The 20,267-nt window shown below is 70.0% G+C and carries 17 protein-coding genes and 1 tRNA gene; 13 read left to right on the top strand and 5 right to left on the bottom strand.

Annotated elements, in window-relative coordinates; translation table 11 throughout:
• The first annotated feature begins 24 nt into the window (after nucleotides 1–24).
• From DEJ09_RS02415 to DEJ09_RS02375, 9 genes are all read left to right on the top strand, one after another.
• A complete protein-coding gene (locus tag DEJ09_RS02415) occupies nucleotides 25–900 on the top strand; it encodes a ParA family protein (RefSeq protein WP_017885900.1) in 876 nt (291 codons plus the stop codon).
• A complete protein-coding gene (locus DEJ09_RS02410) occupies nucleotides 884–1,687 on the top strand; it encodes a ScpA family protein (protein WP_171907825.1) in 804 nt (267 codons plus the stop codon). The genes DEJ09_RS02415 and DEJ09_RS02410 overlap by 17 nt, the downstream gene beginning before the upstream one ends.
• The gene (scpB, locus tag DEJ09_RS02405; protein WP_258373765.1) at nucleotides 1,677–2,366 is read left to right on the top strand and encodes an SMC-Scp complex subunit ScpB; all 690 of its coding nucleotides are present in this window, start codon (nucleotides 1,677–1,679) and stop codon (nucleotides 2,364–2,366) included. The genes DEJ09_RS02410 and scpB overlap by 11 nt, the downstream gene beginning before the upstream one ends.
• A 1,279-nt stretch (nucleotides 2,367–3,645) precedes the next feature.
• On the top strand, nucleotides 3,646–4,434 hold the full coding sequence (locus DEJ09_RS18325; protein WP_258373775.1) for a pseudouridine synthase: 789 nt from the start codon (nucleotides 3,646–3,648) through the stop codon (nucleotides 4,432–4,434).
• Between the two features lie 58 nt (nucleotides 4,435–4,492).
• A complete protein-coding gene (locus tag DEJ09_RS02395; RefSeq protein ID WP_111087544.1) occupies nucleotides 4,493–5,605 on the top strand; it encodes a prephenate dehydrogenase in 1,113 nt (370 codons plus the stop codon).
• A gap of 194 nt (nucleotides 5,606–5,799) precedes the next feature.
• Entirely contained in the window at nucleotides 5,800–6,495 is a 696-nt protein-coding gene (gene cmk, locus DEJ09_RS02390) for a (d)CMP kinase (RefSeq protein WP_071405656.1), read from the top strand.
• 109 nt (nucleotides 6,496–6,604) lie between these two features.
• Complete coding sequence (der, locus tag DEJ09_RS02385; protein WP_071405612.1) at nucleotides 6,605–8,125, top strand: ribosome biogenesis GTPase Der; 1,521 nt, start codon at nucleotides 6,605–6,607, stop codon at nucleotides 8,123–8,125.
• A gap of 114 nt (nucleotides 8,126–8,239) precedes the next feature.
• A complete protein-coding gene (locus tag DEJ09_RS02380) occupies nucleotides 8,240–8,866 on the top strand; it encodes a hypothetical protein (protein WP_146245662.1) in 627 nt (208 codons plus the stop codon).
• A gap of 156 nt (nucleotides 8,867–9,022) precedes the next feature.
• Nucleotides 9,023–9,544: a hypothetical protein gene (locus DEJ09_RS02375; protein WP_111038884.1), complete on the top strand. Its 522-nt coding sequence runs from the start codon at nucleotides 9,023–9,025 to the stop codon at nucleotides 9,542–9,544.
• Nucleotides 9,545–9,625: 81 nt separating this feature from the next.
• On the opposite strand, the gene DEJ09_RS02370 is transcribed toward DEJ09_RS02375, so the two are convergent.
• Entirely contained in the window at nucleotides 9,626–11,782 is a 2,157-nt protein-coding gene (locus DEJ09_RS02370; protein ID WP_258373764.1) for an ATP-dependent DNA helicase RecQ, read from the bottom strand.
• A gap of 65 nt (nucleotides 11,783–11,847) precedes the next feature.
• Nucleotides 11,848–13,323, bottom strand: a complete 1,476-nt coding sequence (locus tag DEJ09_RS02365) for a hypothetical protein (RefSeq protein ID WP_111087542.1) — start codon at nucleotides 13,321–13,323, stop codon at nucleotides 11,848–11,850.
• A gap of 70 nt (nucleotides 13,324–13,393) precedes the next feature.
• Between DEJ09_RS02365 and DEJ09_RS02360 the strand changes: the two genes are divergently transcribed.
• The 4 genes from DEJ09_RS02360 (at nucleotide 13,394) to DEJ09_RS02345 (ending at nucleotide 16,148) form a co-directional block, all read left to right on the top strand.
• On the top strand, nucleotides 13,394–14,224 hold the full coding sequence (locus DEJ09_RS02360; protein ID WP_111087541.1) for an endonuclease/exonuclease/phosphatase family protein: 831 nt from the start codon (nucleotides 13,394–13,396) through the stop codon (nucleotides 14,222–14,224).
• Entirely contained in the window at nucleotides 14,221–14,802 is a 582-nt protein-coding gene (locus DEJ09_RS02355; RefSeq protein ID WP_146243504.1) for a hypothetical protein, read from the top strand. The genes DEJ09_RS02360 and DEJ09_RS02355 overlap by 4 nt, the downstream gene beginning before the upstream one ends.
• A 137-nt stretch (nucleotides 14,803–14,939) precedes the next feature.
• Nucleotides 14,940–15,013: transfer RNA gene (locus DEJ09_RS02350), tRNA-Pro, on the top strand.
• A 124-nt stretch (nucleotides 15,014–15,137) separates the two neighbouring features.
• Nucleotides 15,138–16,148, top strand: a complete 1,011-nt coding sequence (locus DEJ09_RS02345) for an AbiV family abortive infection protein (protein WP_111087539.1) — start codon at nucleotides 15,138–15,140, stop codon at nucleotides 16,146–16,148.
• A 365-nt stretch (nucleotides 16,149–16,513) separates the two neighbouring features.
• On the opposite strand, the gene DEJ09_RS02340 is transcribed toward DEJ09_RS02345, so the two are convergent.
• The 3 genes from DEJ09_RS02340 to DEJ09_RS02315 all read right to left on the bottom strand — a co-directional run bounded on the left by DEJ09_RS02340 (nucleotide 16,514) and on the right by DEJ09_RS02315 (nucleotide 20,168).
• A complete protein-coding gene (locus DEJ09_RS02340; protein ID WP_111087538.1) occupies nucleotides 16,514–17,782 on the bottom strand; it encodes a hypothetical protein in 1,269 nt (422 codons plus the stop codon).
• 799 nt (nucleotides 17,783–18,581) lie between these two features.
• Complete coding sequence (locus DEJ09_RS02325) at nucleotides 18,582–19,106, bottom strand: ATP-binding protein (RefSeq protein ID WP_111087535.1); 525 nt, start codon at nucleotides 19,104–19,106, stop codon at nucleotides 18,582–18,584.
• A 393-nt stretch (nucleotides 19,107–19,499) separates the two neighbouring features.
• Nucleotides 19,500–20,168: a hypothetical protein gene (locus tag DEJ09_RS02315; protein WP_111087533.1), complete on the bottom strand. Its 669-nt coding sequence runs from the start codon at nucleotides 20,166–20,168 to the stop codon at nucleotides 19,500–19,502.
• Nucleotides 20,169–20,267: the final 99 nt, after the last annotated feature.

Raw genomic sequence — 20,267 nt, 5'->3', positions numbered from 1 at the left:
CGAGGTCGCCGGTACGATGACGGGGTGAGCCCGAACCCGACGACCAACCCCACCGGCGCGACCACCCACGGTCCGACGGGGCGTCCCGTCCGGGACTTCCCCGTGCCCGAGGAGCTCGACAGCACCGGACCCGCCCGCATCATCGCGCTCTGCAACCAGAAGGGCGGCGTGGGCAAGACCACGACGGCCATCAACCTGGGCGCCGCGCTCGCCGAGTACGGCCGCAAGGTCCTGGCCGTGGACTTCGACCCGCAGGGTGCGCTGTCCGCGGGCCTCGGCGTCCGGACGCACGACATCCACACCGTGTACGACCTGCTCATGGGTGCCGTGAAGGACCCGAACCAGGTCATCCAGCCGACGAACACCCCCGGCCTCGACGTCATCCCGGCGAACATCGACCTGTCCGCGGCCGAGGTGCACCTGGTCAACGAGGTCGCCCGCGAGCAGATCCTGGCGAGCGTGCTGCGCAAGGTCGCGAACGACTACGACGTGATCCTGGTCGACTGCCAGCCGTCGCTCGGCCTGCTCACCGTGAACGCCCTGACCGCGGCACACGGCGTCCTCATCCCGCTCGAGTGCGAGTTCTTCGCGCTCCGCGGCGTCGCCCTGCTCATCGAGACGATCGACAAGGTGCGCGACCGCCTCAACCCTGCGCTCAAGCTCGACGGCATCCTGGCGACCATGTACGACTCGCGGACGCTGCACTCCCGCGAGGTCATGGAGCGGGTCGTGGACACCTTCGACGACCGCGTGCTCGACACCGTCATCGGCCGCACCGTGAAGTTCCCGGACGCCACGGTGTCCGCACGCCCGATCACGCAGACCGCGCCGGACCACCCTGCAGCCCACGCCTACCGGCAGCTCGCACGAGAGCTCGTCCAGCGTGGCGCCGTCGCCTGACGCGGGGTTCCGGGTCCGGCTCGCCAACTTCGACGGACCGTTCGACCTCCTGCTGTCGCTCATCACGAAGCACGAGCTCGACATCACCGAGGTGTCGCTCGGTGCCGTGACGGGGGAGTTCATCCAGTACGTCCGGCAGGCCGAGTCCGCCGACGAGCTCGACGAGGCCAGCGAGTTCCTGGTCGTCGCGGCGACGCTGCTCGACCTGAAGATCGTCGGGCTGCTGCCCCAGGGTGAGCTCGTGGACGCCGAGGACGTGGCCCTGCTCGAGGCCCGGGACCTGCTGTTCGCCCGGCTGCTGCAGTACCGGGCGTTCAAGCAGGCCGCCGACTGGTTCGGGGAGCGCTGGGGCGTCGAGTCGCGCCGGCACGTCCGCAGCGTCCGACTCGAGGAGCGGTTCCGCGCGCGGACGCCGGAGCTCGTCTGGACCCTGTCGGTGCAGGACTTCGCCGCACTGGCCGCGCTGGCCTTCGCCCCGCGGGAGATCCCGACCGTCGGCCTCGACCACCTGCACGCCCCGCTCATCAGCATCCGCGAACAGGCCGCGATCGTCGTCTCGATCCTCCGCACCCGTGATGGTGAGGGCGTCTCGTTCCGTGAACTGGTCGCGGGCGTCGACCAGACGGGTATCGTGGTGGCTCGCTTCCTCGCGATCCTCGAGCTGTACCGGAACGCGTCGATCTCGTTCGAGCAGCTCGAGCCGCTCGGGGAGCTGACACTGCGGTGGACCGCCGAGGACTGGTCCGACGAGAGCCTCGCGAACCTGGGAGCCGACTATGACGGATGACGTGCACGACACGTCCAGCGCCGAACCCGGCGGCGCCGACGAGATGGCCGATGCCCGCGCCATCGAGCGCGAGATCCACGAGCGCGCCGCGTCCGAGGCCCACCCCGCCATCCCCATCGATCGGCAGCTCGAGGCCATCCTGATGATCGCCGACCAGCCGCAGTCGCTCGTCGCCCTCGGTGCCGCGGTCGGTTCGCCCGTCCCCGCCATCCGCCAGGCGATCGAACGCCTGGTCGCGGACTTCGACGGCGTCGACGGCACGGTCCGCCGTGGCTTCGAACTGCGCGAGGTCGGTGGCGGCTGGCGCTTCTACGTCCGCGCCGACCTGGACCCCGTGGTCGAGCAGTTCGTCGAGGCCGAGCGCCCCTCGCGGCTGTCGCAGGCCGCACTCGAGACCCTCGCGGTCGTCGCCTACAAGCAGCCGATCACCCGCTCGCAGATCGCTGCGATCCGCGCCGTCAACGTCGACGGCGTCGTCCGAACCCTGGTGGCACGCGGCCTCATCGAGGAGTCGTTCACCGACGCCGAGACCGGCGCCATCAACTACGTCACGTCCGACCTGCTCCTGCAGCAGCTCGGCATCAACTCGCTCGACGAGCTGCCGCTCATCTCGCCCCTCCTGGACGACGGTGCGGACGGCTTCGAGCAGAACGAAGGGATCCCCGATGGCAGGGTTTGACGACCGGGGGCGCGGCGCGCCCCGAGACCGAGACGACCGCAACGGACGCTCGGGAGGCCCGGATCGCTCCGGCCGCCCGGCCGGCGGACGCGGTGGGGCCGGCTCCAGTGCCGGTGGCCGCTCCGGCGGGTACGGTCGCGACGACCGCGGGGGCGCACGCCCGCCGCGTGACGACGACCGTCGTGGCGGGTACCCGTCGCGCGACGACCGCGGCGGCGAGCGTGGTGGGTACCGCGGGGCTTCGGCTCCGCGTGACGACCGTGGTGGGTACCGGGGCCGGGACGACCGTGCCGGTGGCGGCGACCGTGGTGGGTACCGCGGCAACTCGGCTCCGCGTGACGATCGCGGTGGCTACCGCGGTCGTGACGACCGTGGGGCTTCCGCTCCGCGCGACGACCGCGGTGGCGACCGTGGTGGGTACCGCGGGGCTTCGGCACCGCGTGATGACCGTGGCGGCTACCGCGGTCGCGATGACCGTGCCGGTGGCGGCGACCGTGGTGGGTTCCGCGGCAACTCGGCTCCGCGTGACGACCGCGGTGGGTACCGGGGCCGTGACGACCGTGGGGCTTCGGCTCCGCGTGACGACCGTGGTGGCTACCGGGGCTCCGCTCCGCGTGACGACCGTGGTGGGTACCGGGGTCGCGACGACCGCGGGACCTCGGCACCCCGCGATGACCGTGGTGGGTACCGCGGCAACTCGGCTCCGCGTGACGACCGTGGTGGCTACCGCGGCCGTGACGACCGTGGGGCTCCGGCCCCGCGCGATGACCGTGGCGGCTACCGGGGTCGCGATGACCGTTCCGGTGGCGGTGACCGTGGTGGGTACCGCGGCCGCGACGACCGTGGCAGCTCCGCTCCCCGCGACGACCGCGGTGGGTACCGGGGTCGCGACGACCGTGGCAGCTCCGCTCCCCGCGACGACCGTGGTGGGTACCGGGGCCGTGACGACCGTGGCAGCTCCGCTCCCCGCGACGACCGCGGTGGGTACCGGGGTCGCGACGACCGTGGCAGCTCCGCTCCCCGCGACGACCGGCGCGACGACCGCCGGACTCCCGACGGCCAGCAGAGCCGCGTCTGGCACAACGGCCGCCGCTACGTCGGCGGCACCACGAGCGTCCGCAACAGCGACCGCACGACGCCGAAGCCGAGCGGGCAGCGCGACGACCGGGGCAACCCGGCCGAGGGCACGCCCGAACGGCCGATCATCGAGGACTGGGACGCGGCGGACGGAACGGCTCCTGCCGGGGCCGAGCCGAGCCTCCAGGCAGAGGGTGAGCGCCTGCAGAAGGTGATCGCCGCTGCCGGCGTCGCATCCCGCCGGGTCGCGGAGAACCTGATCGTCGAGGGCCGCGTGACGGTCAACGGCGAGGTCGTGAACGCCCTCGGGCGTCGCGTCGACCCCGAGAAGGACGCGATCAGCGTCGACGGCGTGCCCGTGCAGATCGACTCGTCGCGGCGCTACATCGTGCTGAACAAGCCGACCGGTGTCGTCTCGAGCCTGCAGGACGAGCGCGGTCGCCGCGACCTGACCGAGTTCGTGGACCGCTACGAGGAGCGCCTGTTCAACGTCGGCCGTCTCGACACCGAGACCTCCGGGCTGCTCGTCCTGACGAACGACGGCGACCTGGCACACGTGCTCGCGCACCCGTCGTTCGGCGTGCAGAAGACGTACATCGCGAAGGTCCACGGCAACGTGAACCCCGCCGTGGTGCAGCGCCTGACCGAGGGCGTCGAGCTCGAGGACGGTCCGATCAAGGCCGACAAGGTGCGGTTGCTCGAGTCCTCGCGGGGTGAGTCGCTCGTCGAGATCACGCTGCACTCCGGCCGCAACCGCATCGTCCGTCGCATGCTCGAGGCGGTCGACCACCCGGTCCTCGAACTCGTCCGCCGGTCGTTCGGACCGCTGCACCTGGGCAGCCTGCCGCCGGGCAAGATGCGCGAGCTCGGCACGGTCGAGGTCGGCAAGCTACTCAGCACCGTCCGTGACGCGAAGCCATCCGCTCGTGACGACCGCGACGTCGCGCTCGACCAGGACGACGACGAGTACGAGGACGAGTCGGCGGACTGACCGACCCCGAGGCTCGGGCATCGACCGATGCCCGAGCCTCGATCGGTAGGCTTGCCCGGTGACCGACGTGACCCCGACCGACATCGACCGCCGTCTGCGCGGCCCGGTCCGGGTCGTCGGTGCCGGGTTGCTCGGCGCCTCGATCGGTCTCGCCCTGCGTGAGAAGGGTGTGGACGTCGTCCTCGACGACGTCTCGCCCGCCGCGCTGGCGCTCGCCGTGGACTACGGCGCCGGCCGTCGACCAACTGCCGGCGACCAGCCGGAGCTGATCGTCGTCGCAGTGCCGCCGGACGTCGTCGCGACGGTGGTGGAGCGCGAGCTCGCCGCCCACCCGGACGCCGTGGTGACGGACGTCGCCAGCGTGAAGTCCGGGCCGCTCGCCGCCCTGGTGGCGGCCGGGGCCGACGTCTCCCGCTACATCGGGTCGCACCCGATGGCCGGACGCGAGCGCAGCGGTCCGACCGCCGCCCGCGCCGACCTGTTCGTCGGTCGCCCGTGGGTGATCGCCGGGCACGACGGCATCACGTACCAGCGCGCCGCGGTGGTCGAGGACCTCGCGCTCGACGTCGGCGCCACCGTCGTGCCGATGGACCCCGAGTCGCACGACCTCGCCGTGGCGTACGTCTCGCACGCGCCGCAGCTCGTGTCGACCCTCATGGCCTCGCGCCTGCGGGACGCCCCCGACGGGTCGCTCGGCCTGGCCGGCGGCGGGGTGCGCGACGTCACCCGGATCGCCGCGAGCGACCCCGGGCTCTGGGTGCAGATCATCGGGGCGAACGCCGGGCACATCCGGCCGGTGCTCACCGACCTGCGCGACGACCTGTCCCGCGTGATCGACGCGCTCGGCGACCCGGACGGTGCCGGATCGCCGCGCACCATCGCCGAGACCATCGCCGACGGCAACCGCGGGGTCGAACGGCTGCCGGGCAAGCACGGCACCACCAAGCGCTTCGCCCAGGTGGTCGTCCTGGTCGACGACACCCCCGGGCAGATCGCCGAACTCCTGACGTTCATCGGGGAGATCGGCATCAACCTCGAGGACATGCGCCTCGAGCACTCACCGGGCGCACAGATCGGCATCGTCGAGGTGTCGGTGCTGCCCGAGCAGGAACAGCGACTCGTCGAGGAACTCGAGGGGCGCGGATGGAGGATCGCAGCAGCATGGGCCTGAACGACGACACGAACGCAGCGACGAACGACTCCGGTGTGACCGGCGGACCGGACGGGCCCGACACCGGCCTCCCGACCCCGGGTCAGGGCGGTGCCGGCGGCCCGCTCAGCGGCAGCGGCGACGGCGGCGCACTCGGGGGCCCAGCAGGCGGCCTCGGCCAACCCGGCGGGGAGCCCGGCTCGACCAGCGCCCCGATGCCGTCCGGCCTGGCCGACGGCGCCTACGTGGCGAAGATCGTCATCGCGGTCGACGGTCCCGCCGGCAGCGGCAAGTCGAGCGTCTCCCGCGCGGCCGCCCGCGCCCTGGGCTACGGCTACCAGGACACCGGCGCCGCCTACCGTGCACTCGCGTGGCACGCCCTGCAGCAGCAGGTCGACCTCGACGACGCCGCGGCGGTCCTGGCGAGCTGGGACACCTTCGACTACGCCATCGGCACCGACCCCGACGACTACTACGTCAAGGTGGGGGAGACCGACGTGACCGAGGCCATCCGCACCCCCGACGTCACCGGCGCGGTCGCCCACATCGCGAAGCTCCCGGACGTCCGGAAGCGCCTGGTCCAGCTGTTCCGCAACGTCATGCGGAAGACCGACGCCCCGGGCATCATCACCGAGGGCCGGGACATCACCACGGTCGTCGCACCCGACGCCGAAGTCCGGATCCTGCTGACGGCCGACGAGTCCGTTAGAATGGCCCGACGCTCGGCAGAGGTCACGACCCAGTCGGCCGCCGAGACCTCCGCAGCACTCGCTCGTCGCGACGCGGCGGACGCGAAGGTCGTCGACTTCATGAACGCCGCCGACGGTGTCACGACGCTCGACTCCACCGACCTCGACTTCGACCAGACCGTGCAGGCGGTCGTCGACCTGGCCCGCGCGGCCACGCACTGACGCACGACCGGACGGCCTCGGCCGCCTGGTCACACCACGGCCGGACCCCCGGCCCCGGCCGGCAACGGCCACCGACACCGCGGCCCCGGCCGCTCGCGAGGAACCCAAGATGGCTCAGCTGGACAACCCGGACAACGACGACTTCCCCCGGTACGACGACGCCCTCGGCGAGCGGCTCGCCGGACTCGACGAGGCCGAGGCCGAGCAGCGCGCGACCGCGCTCCGCGCCGGACTCGAGGAGTACGACCTCGAGGACGAGGACCTCGCCCTGCTCGAGGCCGGTCAGGTCGGCGAGGACGGCGTCCACTACCTGCCCGCCTACCCGGTGCTCGCGATCGTCGGCCGCCCGAACGTCGGCAAGTCCGCGCTCGTGAACCGCATCCTCGGTCGTCGTGAGGCCGTCGTGCAGGACGTCCCCGGCGTCACCCGCGACCGTGTCAGCTACAAGGCCGACTGGAACGACAAGCGCTTCACGCTCGTCGACACCGGCGGCTGGGAGCCCGGCGCCGAGGGCATCAACGCCTCCGTCGCCGCGCAGGCCGAGGTCGCGATCGACCTCGCCGACGCCGTGCTGTTCGTCGTGGACGTCACGGTCGGGATCACCGCCACCGACGAGCACGTCGTCAAGATGCTCCGCGGCACCGACCGCCCCGTCATCGTCGTCGCGAACAAGGCCGACGACGAGCGCCGTGAACTCGACGCCTACGAACTCTGGAACCTGGGGCTCGGCGAGCCGCACCCGGTGTCGGCCCTGCACGGCCGCGGCGTCGCGGACCTGCTCGACCTGATCATCAAGACGCTGCCCGACACCTCGGCCGTCGCCAAGCAGGAGGTCGGCGGCCCCCGCCGCGTGGCCATCCTCGGCCGGCCCAACGTCGGCAAGAGCTCGCTGCTCAACAAGGCCGCCGGTGAAGAGCGGGTCGTCGTGAACGACATCGCCGGCACCACCCGCGACCCGGTGGACGAGCAGATCGAGCTCGGCGGCAAGGTGTGGCGCTTCGTCGACACCGCCGGCATCCGGAAGCGCGTCCACATGCAGCAGGGCGCCGACTTCTACGCGTCGCTCCGCACCACGGCCGCGCTCGAGAAGGCCGAGGTCGCCGTCGTCGTCCTCGACGTCACCGAGCCGGTCTCCGTGCAGGACCTCCGCATCATCGACCTCGTCCTCGAGTCCGGCCGTGCCCTCGTGCTGGCCTACAACAAGTGGGACCTGCTCGACGACGAGCGACGCCGCTACCTGGAGCGCGAGATCGAGCAGGACCTGGCGCACGTCGCCTGGGCCCCGCGCGTGAACATCTCCGCCCGCACCGGCCGCCACCTCGAGAAGCTCGTGCCGGCGCTCGAGACCGCCCTCGAGTCGTGGGACACCCGCATCCCGACCGGCAAGGTCAACGCCTTCATCGCCGAGCTCGTGCAGGAACACCCCCACCCCGTTCGCGGCGGCAAGCAGCCCCGCATCCTGTTCGGGACCCAGGCGTCGAGCCAGCCGCCGACCTTCGTGCTCTTCACGTCGGCGTTCCTCGACCCGCAGTACCGACGCTTCATCACGCGTCGCCTCCGCGAGGTCTGGGGCTTCTCCGGCACGCCGATCAACGTCAACATGCGGGTGCGCGAGCGCCGGAAGCGCTGAGCCCTCCCGCCCGTCACGCAGAACGCGCCTCGATCCGTCGGGGCGCGTTCTGCGTTCGCGTTCGGCCTGGAGGCCCGGGGCCGGTCCGGCGCGCCCGTGCGGCATCATGGGGGCGTGGGTACCGGGCCGTGGGCAGCGGACCGACGTCGGCTCGCCCTGGTGGGTGTCCTCGTCGGTGTGGTCGTCGTGGGGTCGGTGTCCCTGTGGACGATCTCGCACGCACCGGACGACGGCGACTCGGTCACCCGTGCCGACTCCGTGCCCTCCGAGCCGGCGCAGTCGCCCGACGTCCGACTGCCGCCGTCCAACGGCCTCGAGGAACCGATCGAGTCCGAACCCGTCCGTCCGGTCGACGGTTCGCCCATCGACCCGTGGTGGCGCCGCGTCCCGCCGGTCTCCGGTGACATCGTCGGCATCGGGGCTGCGGCCTCCGGGCACGTGCGGATCGCCGGGAACACGGGCGACGAGACCCTCGCGGTGGAGATCGACCACCTGGAGACCGGCGGGGACGGCCCGGTCGACGTCGTGCTGTCCGCGGGGACGGTGCGCGGTGGCTCGAAGCCGGTGTGGACACCCGCCGGGGAGTCCTACGACCTGTTCCAGGCCGCCGGGGTCGAACAGGGGCTGACCGTCGTGCTCAGCGACCCGTGGTCACTGCCCGACGAGGTCCGCTCCCTGGTCCTGCTCGACGCCGGCACCGGCACCGTGCTGGGTGGCGCGGCACTCGTCCCGTCGGACTGAGCGGGGCGCAGGCTGAGGCTGGGCGGGGTTGGGGTGCGCTGCGCCGACGCAGAACGACTGTGTCGTGGTCGTCCGACGTCGACAGTGTCGTTCCGCATCGGTGCTCGTGGCTGTGCCGCGTCCGCCGCCACCGCCGGGATGGGGCACGATGTACTGGTGACGCAGCAGAACGACGGACTCGGTGTGCTCGCCGACCGTGTGTGGTGCCGTCTGCGCCTCGACCGGTTGGCCGGAGGCCGGCAGGCCGGGTACGTGATCCGCGAGGACATGCTCGAACACCCCGACACCGTCCGCTCGTTCCGGTGGATCCGGTGGCTGCTCGTCGCGGAGACCGTCGTCGGCCTCACCGCCATCGTGGTCGCCGTGCTGCTGACCCGCGCAGGGGAGTCCCTGTCGTGGGCGGTGTGGTTCCGCTCCACCGTCGTGCTGCTCATCACCCTGACGCTCTACGTGTTCGCCTGGCGTGCGCAGCTCGGGTACTACTGGGCGTACCAGCGGCTGCGGTTGTTCAGCCGGATCTTCCCGATCGTGACGCTGATCGTCGCGGCGATCCCCGGGCTCTACCCGTTCTGGATGGTCATCGAGCAGATCCTGTTCTCGGTGCTCATGGTCGGTATCGGCGACGTGCTGACGAGCGACCACATGCGGGCCACGTTCCCGAAGCCCGCGCGGCGGTAGGGCTCCGGCGGGCGGTGGACCGGCACCGCGACAGCACACGCGTCGATCGACACGTGGACTGTCGCAAAACAGGTGCGGGGGCTACGCGACCGTGGCCAGGGCGAACGGGAGCACGGCGGAGGCCCCGGCGCGCCGGAGCTCCCGGCCGGCCACGGTCATCGTCCACCGGCTGTCGACCAGGTCGTCGACGAGCAGCACCGGACCCTCGTGCGACTGCAGGGCGGCGGCGAGCGACGGATCGACCACGAAGGTGTCCCACACGCCGGACAGTCGGTAGGCGCTGTTCGTCGCACCGTCGCCCCGAGGGGTCCCGCCGGCACGGCCGAGCGTGCCGAGGAACTGCAGCCGCCCGATGGTGGACAGCGCCTGGGCGAGGGACCCCACGAGCTCGGGCCGTGACCGCGAGGACATCGCCACGACGCCGGTCGGCCGGGTCTCCCACGGCCAGTCCTTGAGCGCCCGGACACAACCGTCGACGAGCTCGCGCGAGATCGGGGCATCCGGGGTGGACGGCGAGAACAGTGCACGCAGTGGACCGCCCCAGCCGAGGTCGGTCAGACGCGCCACCGCACGGCCGGGCTGCACGAGCTCGTCCGCGCCGATCTTGCCCCGCACCGAGACCCCGAGCGACGACATCCCCGAGGGCCACTGGGCACGCGGAGCGATCTCGACGCCGACCTTGTCGAGCGCGGCCGCTGCACCGGACGAGTCGGTGTCGGACACGGCCGTCGGGAACCACGCCCCGGCGCAGTTGTCGCACCGGCCACAGGGCTCGGCCGAGGGGTCGTCGAGGTCCTGCTGCAGCAGCTGCATGCGGCAGGCCGAGGTGGACTCGTAGTCGAGCATCGACGCTGCCTCGGCAGCGCGGGCCGCTGCGACCCGCTCGTACCGGGGTGCGTCGTACTCCCACGGCTGCCCGGTCGACACCCAGCCGCCGGTGACGCGTCGGACGGCTCCGTCGACGTCGAGCACCTTGAGCAGGAGTTCGAGGGTGGAGCGCTTGATGTCGACCAGGCCCTCGAGCGCCACGGTCGACATCGCGGTGTCGGTGGACAGGGCACTGAGCACGGCGGCGGCGCGGGCCTCGGTCGGCATCGAGGCGCTGGCGAAGTACTGCCAGATCTCGCGGTCCTCACGCCCGGGCAGGAGCAGGACGTCGGCGTTGTCGGTCGCACGACCCGCGCGACCGATCTGCTGGTAGTAGGCGACGGGCGACGAGGGAGCCCCGACGTGCACGACGAACCCGAGGTCGGGCTTGTCGAACCCCATGCCGAGCGCACTCGTGGCGACCAGGGCCTTCAGCTCGTTGCCCTTGAGCTGCTGTTCGAGCTGCTCGCGCTCGTCGGTGTCCGTGCGCCCCGTGTAGGCACGGACGGCGTACCCGTTGTCGCGTAGCAGTCGTGCGATGTCCTCGGCCGCCGAGACCGTGAGCGTGTAGATGATGCCGCTGCCGGGCAGGTCGCCGAGGTGCGCGAGGAGCCACCCGAGCCGCTGCCGTGCATCGGGCAGCGTCAGCACACCGAGGCGCAGGGACTTGCGGGCCAGGGATCCGCGGATCGTGAACACCGGGTCGGCCGGGCCGGCGGTGAGCTGCTCGGCGACGTCCTCGACCACGCGCTCGTTCGCCGTCGCGGTGGTGGCCAGGACGGGGACGCCGTGGGGGAGCGACCGGATGAGCTCGGCCAGACGGCGGTAGTCCGGCCGGAAGTCGTGGCCCCAGTCCGAGATGCAGTGCGCTTCGTCGACCACGAGCATGCCCATCCGGGCGATCAGGGTCGGCATCTGCTCGTCGCGGAACTTCGGGTTGTTCAGCCGCTCGGGGGAGACCAGCAGCACGTCGACCTCGTCACGGGCGAGGGCCGCCTGGGTCTCGCCCCACTCGTGGGCGTTCGCGGAGTTGATCGACACCGCCCGGACACCGGCCCGCGCGGCAGCGGCGACCTGGTCGCGCATCAGGGCGAGCAGCGGCGACACCAGGACGGTCGGGCCGCCCCCGCGTCGGCGCAGCAACAGCGTCGCGAGGAAGTACACCGCGGACTTGCCCCACCCGGTGCGCTGCACGACGAGGGCACGCTGCCGGTGCTCGACCAGCGCCGAGATGGCCTCGAGCTGGCCTGGGTGGAACACCGCGTCGGGGCGCCCCGTGAGCGCAGCGAGCGCCTGCTGCGCCTCGGCGGCGATGTCCGCAGAGGGGGACACGGAAGACGACGCGGTGGACCCGACACCAAGACCAGACATGCCCCCATGCTGTCAGCACCGACCGACGTAACGCAGGTCGCGCCTCCAAGCTGTGGAGAAGCTCCCTACTGGTAGGTGACCAACGACGGTGTCGGCGTCACGTCCTGCATCGTCTGCGACGGCGTCAGCATGGGCGTGTCCTCGTCGTAGAAGTTCTTCCAGCCCCAGTGCAGCCCCTCCGGCGCGCCCTGGTGCAGCGCCTTCCACGTCGCCTGCTTGTCGGGCTGCGACCCCTGCCCGTCGACGTGCACGAGCATGTCGAGCTCCGGGTGGGTCTGCAGTGCGGAGCGGTCCTGGATCATCGACAGCCGGAACTGGTGCAGCACCAGGGCCTTCGGCGGCAGCCCCTCGTCGCGCACGAGCGCAGCCAGCCACGAGGAGACCTCGTTCACCTCCGACGCCGAGACGCTCCCGATCTGCTTGAGGGGCACCTGGTCCTTCGTCAGCCGCCACTCCGGGTCGAGCGCGAGCCACACCCCGGGCTTCTTCAGCAGCGACTCGTACTTCTTGGCCTGCGACAGGAAGTCCGACCGACCCGGCTGCAGGTCGATGATGACCGGCATGTCCGCATCGTGCGCGGCCTCGACGTAGGGCTCGAGCGTCGACACCGGCAGCTCCGTCGAGTAGTCGCCGTCGGCTCCGGCGTCCCCCGCGGCGACGGTCGCGATGACCTCCATCGCGGGCGTCACGAGCTCGTCGGACTCCGCCCGGTACGGCTTCGCGACCTGCTCGGCACGCTGCACGGTCTCCTTCGGCCCCTGCTCGCCGAGCACGCCCAGCGCCGGCGCCCCCGGAGCCCCGTACAGCGCGACGTACCGGTGCCCGTCGAACGGCCGCTGGCCGCCGTTCCGCAGCTGGAACCCTCCCTCGGCTGCCCGCACCGTCCACTCCGGGTCCGGCAGGGCGTCGAACGCCGCGCCGACCAGGACGGTCGGGTGCTTCGCCCGCTCGTGGAGCGCCGTCACCACGTCGGGTGCGGCAGCCGGGTCGGTCACGCCCTCCGGCATGGTCACGACGCGGGCACCGGCGGCCTTCGCGGTCGCCACGGCAGCAGCGTCCGCACTCGCGTCCGCCACCACCACCGTCGCCTGCCGGGAGGCCCGGGTCGACTCCGGCGCGTCACCGCCGTCCGGCGCCTGCCGCTGTTCGACGTCCGTGTCGAGCGACAGGTCGCCCTCGGCCTGGTACCAGTCGGCACCGAGCCGGTCGAGCTCGCGGGCGACGGCAGTGCTCTTGTCCTTGGCCGTCAGCAGCACCGGGACGTGGGCGCTCGCCGCAGCCTTCGCCGCATCGCGGATGCCGTCGGTGTCGCCGGCCCGGGCGACGACCGCTCCCGGGGCACTCGCGAACAGCGCCTTGCTGACGCGGACCGAGCGGGCTGCGGCGTCCGCGGCGTCGGCCACCGTGACGGTGTCGGCCGAGGCCTTCGCCAGGGTCGGGCGGCTCGTGTCCGGTCCGCTCGACGTGCACCCGGCGGCTCCGAGCAGCAGGCCGGAGACCGCGATTGCGACCAGGAGACGAGGGGTGGAACGAGAACGCATCGAGCCACCATACGAGCCAGACGGAGAGGTCCCTGGGAATCCGACGGGTGTCGTCTCGTAGAAGGGAGGCATGCCCCACCACCCCGACGACCGCCCGCTCATCGGACCGGTCCGGTCGCCCGAGGTGCACTGCATGACGCTCAACGTGCGTCGCCGCGTGCCGCGGCAGCCGACCCACCCCGACGCTTGGGAGCGTCGCCGCGACGCCGTGCTCGCGCTCGTCACGTCCGAAGCGCCCACCGTCCTCGCCGTCCAGGAGGCCCTGCCCACGCAGGCAGACGACCTGACGTCCGGCCTCGGGTCGGGTTGGGAGCCCGTCCTGGCCGGGCGAGGACCGCGCGGCGGTGGCGAACAGGTCGGCCTGTTCCTCGACCGCTCCCGCCTCGACGTCGTCGAGCGCCGCACCTGGGCGCTCTCCCGCACGCCCCACCGCCCCGGCTCGCGGTCGTGGGCCACGTCCTTCCCCCGGCACGCCGTCGGAGCCGTCGTCGACGACCGCGCGACCGGCGTGCGGTTCCTGGCGATCGCCACCCACCTCGACGTCGCCTCGCCGTGGGCCCGACTGCGGTCCGCCGAACTGCTCGGCCGGATCGTCCGGCAGCGCGGCCTGCCCGCCGTGGTCATGGCCGACTGGAACAGCCCCGCCGGTTCCGCACCATGGCGAGCCCTGGCGGAGGCGGGGGTCGAGGACAGCTGGGGGCGGGCCTCCAGGCAGGTGGGTGAGCCCTACGGGACGTACCCGCACTACGGGAGTCCGCGCGTTGGTGGCCGGCGGATCGACGGGGTGCTCGTGACCGCTGAGGCAGAGGTGGACCGCGTCGCGGTCGACGTGCGGCGCCCGGGCGGCGTGTGGCCGTCCGACCACGCCGCCGTGCACGCGGCCGTGCGGTGGGCGTCGTGATCGCCACGCTCGGACCGACGTTCCTGCGGCCGCGGTTCCTGGTGGCCGACGTGGTGCGGGCGCTGACGCTCGTGAGTGTCGTCGTGGCGAGTGTCGGGTGGGGTGGGACGGCGTTCCCGGTCATGGCGCTGGCGCTGCTCGGTGTCGTGGTGCCGCGGATGCTCGGGCTGCGGCCCGCGTTCGACGTGGCGGTGTGCGTGCTCGTGCTCGTCGCCGGGTGGTCGAGCGTGCTCGAGTGGTACACCACCGTCTTCCTCTGGGACAAGTTCATGCACGTCGTGCTGACCGGGCTGCTCGCGGCGGTGCTCTACGTCATCGGTGCCGACCTGCGGGCGGTACCGGCCCCGCACGCCGAGCGCCGGGTGGTCGTCGCGGTGCTCGCGCTGTGTGCGGGACTCGCGGTCGGGGCCGTGTGGGAGATGGGGGAGTGGCTCGGGCACAACTTCGTCGACTCGAAGATCTTCGTCGGGTACGACGACACGATCGGGGACCTGGCGGCGGACGGGTCCGGCGGGTTGCTCGTCGGGCTCGGGTTGCCGTGGTTGGCGGCGCGGCGCGAGGTGGTGCGGCCGGGCTGAGCGTGTCGTTCGGGTCGCGTTGCTCCGACTCGCCGTGGCACGGAGGGGGTCTGACGTCCGCTATGCTGGACCGGTCGCTCGCGCTCCGGTCGGACGCGGGCGAGGATCCTCCGGGATCCTGAGTTCTCCGGAACTCGCGGGCTGTGGCGCAGCTTGGTAGCGCACTTGACTGGGGGTCAAGGGGTCGCAGGTTCAAATCCTGTCAGCCCGACCGAAACGTGTCTCACACGATGACAGAAGCCCACCGATGATCTCGGTGGGCTTCTGTCGTTCGTGGGGCTGTCGTTGGGTCGTCCGCGTGGGGCTCCCTCACTGCGACGTTCAGCGGACCACCTATGTGCGACACGAGTCTTCTCGCGGATCGTCCAGTTCCGAGTTGGACACCGAGGTCCGTGGAAGGACCGGCTATCGGACGTTTGCATCGGCGCCTACGCCCGTCGTGCTGGCCGGTCCGCTCGCGGACCGGCGATCTAGTGCGCGGCGTCGCATCCGCACTGCAAACTTGGGTCATGGCAGTGCGGAGGCTTCCGGACCTTACTCCGGCACAGGTGGTACGGCTACAAGATGCTTTGCTCGAGAACGCGAACACGCTGCTGACGACGGCCCTCGCTGTGCTGGAGCTTGATCATGCATCTCTCGCACGATCGCTCGCGATTCTGGGCCTGGAGGAATCGGGGAAGGCAATAGCCATCCATAAGCGCCGCGTGGAGATGGGACTCAGTGCCGACGGCGAAACATTCAGGTGCGAGCGGCTGGACGAGCTTTGGGCTAGCCACGAGAAAAAGCTTGCGGCGGTCCACGACTTCCTTGTCGAGGAGCCCTATTGGTTCGACTCCGAAGCTCCCGACCCAGACATGAACGCCTCCCTGCTCGGCGCCATCAAATCGTGGGCACGTCGTCATGACCACTCTAAGCAACGCGGCTTTTACGTCGACCTCGGGAAGACCGGCGAGGTGATGGCTCCACCTGACGTCGCAGATGAGGCTGCCCTGCGCGAGGTCATAGCTCGTGTTCATCAAGTTGGCTGGCAGCTTCGCTTGGGCGAGCACATCGAGGGCAAGCGACAGGACGAAAGGGAGGCCGGCATGCCCCCGATGACCGACGAGGAACTAGGTTGGTTCGATGCTTTGGAGCTTCCCGATGCCGGTGCTCGTAAGTTTCAAGATGAGCTGATTCGAGGGATGAAAGAGGGGACACCGGGCGAGGTACTGCCTAACGCGGGCTACAGGTTCAACCCTCCAGGAGCCGACCGGAGTCCATTCCGCAACGTCGGCAAGCCCGGCTACGAAGCCGAGGACCGCGAACTCATGCGCCTTGCTCGGGAGATCGACCAGCAGGACGGCTAATAAGGCGAGCGCCTTGCGAGCGTCGCAATGAATCGACGCGTCTAGTCAGGGGCGCGACTCCCGGATCGGGCAGCCGAGGCAAGCGCATCAGTTCCCACGGCGGCCGTGATCGATTCCCATGGCGGCCGTGATCGATCCGGCGCCGTTGCCCGAGGAACAGCGCAGCGTGCACCCTTCGGACACCGTAGGTGCCGCGGGAGCGAGCATGCCCGTTCCGGACCTAATCGATCAGGTGCGCACTTTCAAGGTCCCGATGCGACATTCGATGGGTCACTACGTCCTTCTTAGCCGCTTCGAAGTGCGCGGCACTCTGGTCGGGGATCTGATGCACTGTGACCAGGACGACAATCGTGCGCATCGATCGTTCATGCGCGGTCTGGATCGTCGCGTGAGGCGTCCAGGACGAGCCGCATCGAGGCGATTCGATGCGATTCGTAGCGCGTGTGATGTTCGATCGCGGAATACCAAGTGTGGCCGATCTCGACGAGGTCCAGGAAAGCGGCGGCAGCGTTAAGCGCACCGTCGGAGGGACCTTGCAGGAGGACCGGGACAATCCAGTCAACAGAGATTGCGCTGGTCAGGTCGTATGCGGTCCCTCCCAAGGCGTACACCCCGACGAGTTCCGCGCCCGACATCGTCGACGGACCCCCAAAAAGGGTCCGCAGCTGGTCAGATTTCAGCTCACAGGCCCGAAGACCTGCTTGGAGCGCGATGTACACTTCCGACGTCAGTGGACCGAGCGGATAGGCCTTGTTGTCTGCGGCTGTTCGAATGCCCTTGAGCAATGCGTTTCGCTCGGCGTCGTCCGCGACGAGTCGCTTGGCGTCGTCCGGAGCAAGGGCGACGAGCTGTGACCACGAGTACTCCGCCGATGCACCTGCTCGCTGAAGTTCCAGCAGAGTCACTGCGTCGGATTGACGAGCTGCTCGCATCAGTTCTGCGACGGGCGCTCCTGGTCGCTCGTCGCGGAAGCGCCGCCAAATCGCACTGACGTTCTCCAAGTTCCGTCTGTGCATCCGTGCGAACTCACGCCACGTATAGGGCTTCTCCACTGCGTCGTCCCGGGCAATGACATCGAACGAGACGGGCGCTTCGGAACTCAGGGGATCGACGGCACCCATCGCCGCTAGCACTTTTGACAACCCGAGGTACATCGTTATCGCGTGGTCCACCTCTGCGAAGCGGCGGAGGTGTACCTGCGTCAGTTCGCGACTGTCGAGAGGGAAGCCGCGCGACGTGACGTAGTCCGCCTGCGCACCTTGACGTTGATCCGAGTGGATGATGCCATTCCGGAGGTACTTGATCGCCAGGTAGTCCTGGAAGACGGAGGTGTCCACCGATGACACGCTCCGACGTTGGACGAATTCCATGAGCGCAGCGACCTTGGTGGAATTGTCGACCTGGCCCCCTAGGTAGGTGCTCAGATCCTCGTCCTCGGTCCGCCGGAACTCCTCCATGATGCCGTTCTCTACGTTCCCGACGAGCATCACCGCGTACAGGCGGGCAAGTGTCGCGTCTAGGAATCTCGGCATGAAGTTCTCGAGCGGGTGCCGCAGCAGGATGCGTCGGAGCGACGCCAGGAACAGCATGTCGTCGGAGTACGAATCTGTGAACTCCGGTATCCGATCACTCATGTGAGCCATCCTCGCAGGTTTGCGAACCGTTTGATGCCGAGCGGACGCAGAGCCTTCAAAGAGGACCCTTCCGATGCCGGATCGACGAAGGGCGCATGCTTCCCGGCCTCGCCGCCCGAGCTCAGCTTCAAGTCGACCGGCTACGCACCGTCGTGTTCTTCCTCCTGTTGCTCACCGACGATCTGATCCGAGCGTGTTTGATCCTGCTGCTATTAGTACCTGGGCTCGCGACCGCATGGGATTACGAAGTCCTGGTCGATGGGGAAGTAGACCCGTCGCCGTAGTCGATTCCCTACCGGTCGCGGTCGCGGCGGGCTTAGCCTGCAAAGGTGGCAGCGGGGGTAGCAGGGCCGGAGCAGCGCTTGCGCGTGCGAGCGGGGCTCGTGATGGCGGCGGCGCTCGCGTGGCTGCCTCCGGCCGCCGTTGGCATCGTTCGTCTGAACTGGCAAATGGTTCCTGCACGTGCGCCGGTGCATTGGTCGGGAGCGGGACCTGACCAGTGGGCCTCTGTCGGGTTGGCGTTCTGGTCGTGCATCGTGCCTGGGATCGTCGGAGCCGTGGTGTGCAGCCTGTTGGTGGTGCCGCTGTCGTCGGATGTTTCGCGTCTGGGCGCGGCACTTACGATGGGCGCGCTTTCCGCGGCGACTGGGGCCGTCGCGTTCTTGTGGCTCGCCATGGCGCTGACCGCTGCGGGGATCGGGGCTCCATTCTTGGTAGTCCTCGCCCAAGTCGGATGGGGCTTGCTCGTGTTCGGAATCGCGCTGCTCACGAACGCGCCACCTGTCCGGTAGCCGATCGCCTACCGGACGGTGGCGGCCTCGATTGCCTCGGCGGTGGCCGCGATGATCGCTGGGTCACTCGTGGAAGTCGCGTCGATGACCAACGGGTCTTCCTCCACCGGTGCTTCGAAGCTCGCGCCGTGTTCTGCGAGCACCGCGTCTGTGACGTCGGGCCGCACCTGCTTTTCCCTGTTGGCTAGGACTCGTTGACGCTGCAGCTCCGGGCTGACCTGTACCCACACCAGCACGAAGGGAACCCCTGCCGCTGATGCGGTCGCCCGCCACTCATCACGGATGAAGCGCGGCGACCCAGTGTCATCAACGACGACGTGGCGGCCAGCGGCAAGGAGCCCACCGGCACGCTCGTGCGCGATCCGGTTCGTGGTCGCCCACTCCTCCAACGGAATGCCCTGCCCTCCGTGAAGACCGCGATCCTCGTTGATCCGGTCGAGGGTCAGCAACTCGGCATCTAACGCATGGGACAACCCGGCAGCGAACGTGCTCTTTCCCGAGAACGACAACCCACACGTCAGCACCAGCGCCATGCTCCGGACACTACAACTGTCGATGCCGGTGAGCGCGACGAAGCTAAGTGGGTACGCCCGCGCGTACCGTTCTTAGGTGCCCGATAGGCGATCGTCTACCGATCGCTGGAACGGCGCTCGGCTCGAGCTCGACGTCGCTCGTCACGCCTCGCCCGCCACTCGGCGTCCTGCTGATCCTGTAGCGGGCTTCGACTCATGCTCCCGCTGGCGGCGAGGAAGATGAGCACGGCGACGACAACCAGGACTACCGGCACGAGCAACTGCAGAATCAACATTGCTACCCCTATCGATCGGTCGTGCCACTCCAGATGTGGGTGGAGCTTAGCTAGCCGTTGGTGACAGAGGTGCCGTCCGGTTGCCTATCAGCTATCGGGACAAGTTCGCCCGGCTTCTTCAAGGTTGCGGCAGGACTCCGCCGAAGGAATCGCGCCCCTTCCGGACCTCCCCCGGCAGCTCAAAGTCGAGGTCGTTTGCAGCTGCTGCGCGTAGCAGTTCGGCACGCGTCCAGTACACCGCCTGCATGAGGTCGTGCAGCTTCGAGACGACTGCGTGACGGACCGTGGCGTCCGTCGTGACGTCGTCGAGTCGTTTCAGTGCGTCGGGCGTCTCGTGCAGAAGTCGGCCATAGATGTAGTCCATCGCGATCTGGTCGTTGCCGTGCATCTGGCCAGCGTTCTCGCCGTTATCACCGAGCACTCGGCCGGAGTACATGTGGGCGCCAACGAGATCTCCGTTCTTCACTCTCGCATTGACGAAGCGCTTCAGCCCATCGAGCTCTGCGCGGCGGTGCGCGCCGACCGACTGTCGCAGCAGTGAGACGACCGTCGGAAGATAGCTGTCCTCCTTCATCGCGAAGAAGACGCGGCAGCGGGCCGCATTGGCCTGCAAGACATCGTCGTCGAGGTCAGGTACGCCGAGATCGAGGCCGACGATCTGTACTCGGTCGGTGCCGGGGATGGGCTGTACCCGGAAGCGCATCTCCCACCCTTGCGCGTCCATCGGGCGTGCGTCGAATATCCGCCCCTTCAGCACCCAATCGGCGCGCGCGAGGAACTTCAGCATCCGCGCCCTTCGAACGTCCGCCGTGGGTGCCCCTGTTCTCTGTGCCACGCGGTGATCCTCACACGGTCCACCGACGCCTCGAGCGGCCGCCTCACTCCG

The sequence above is a fragment of the Curtobacterium sp. MCLR17_055 genome (assembly GCF_003234305.1).
In the GTDB taxonomy this organism is placed as follows: domain Bacteria; phylum Actinomycetota; class Actinomycetes; order Actinomycetales; family Microbacteriaceae; genus Curtobacterium; species Curtobacterium flaccumfaciens.
The sequence above is the reverse complement of the archived record's forward strand: the minus strand, read 5'-3'. Positions and strand labels throughout refer to the sequence as shown.

What these genes read in the sequence shown, in the direction of transcription:
- DEJ09_RS02325 (WP_111087535.1), bottom strand. Translation starts at nt 19,106, where the DNA reads ATGGCGCTGGTGCTGACGTGTGGGTTGTCGTTCTCGGGAAAGAGCACG.
- DEJ09_RS02315 (WP_111087533.1), bottom strand. Translation starts at nt 20,168, where the DNA reads ATGCTGAAGTTCCTCGCGCGCGCCGATTGGGTGCTGAAGGGGCGGATA.
- DEJ09_RS02365 (WP_111087542.1), bottom strand. Translation starts at nt 13,323, where the DNA reads ATGCGTTCTCGTTCCACCCCTCGTCTCCTGGTCGCAATCGCGGTCTCC.
- cmk (WP_071405656.1), top strand. Translation starts at nt 5,800, where the DNA reads ATGCCGTCCGGCCTGGCCGACGGCGCCTACGTGGCGAAGATCGTCATC.
- der (WP_071405612.1), top strand. Translation starts at nt 6,605, where the DNA reads ATGGCTCAGCTGGACAACCCGGACAACGACGACTTCCCCCGGTACGAC.
- DEJ09_RS02360 (WP_111087541.1), top strand. Translation starts at nt 13,394, where the DNA reads ATGCCCCACCACCCCGACGACCGCCCGCTCATCGGACCGGTCCGGTCG.
- DEJ09_RS02340 (WP_111087538.1), bottom strand. Translation starts at nt 17,782, where the DNA reads ATGAGTGATCGGATACCGGAGTTCACAGATTCGTACTCCGACGACATG.
- scpB (WP_258373765.1), top strand. Translation starts at nt 1,677, where the DNA reads ATGACGGATGACGTGCACGACACGTCCAGCGCCGAACCCGGCGGCGCC.
- DEJ09_RS02370 (WP_258373764.1), bottom strand. Translation starts at nt 11,782, where the DNA reads ATGTCTGGTCTTGGTGTCGGGTCCACCGCGTCGTCTTCCGTGTCCCCC.
- DEJ09_RS02345 (WP_111087539.1), top strand. Translation starts at nt 15,138, where the DNA reads ATGTGCGACACGAGTCTTCTCGCGGATCGTCCAGTTCCGAGTTGGACA.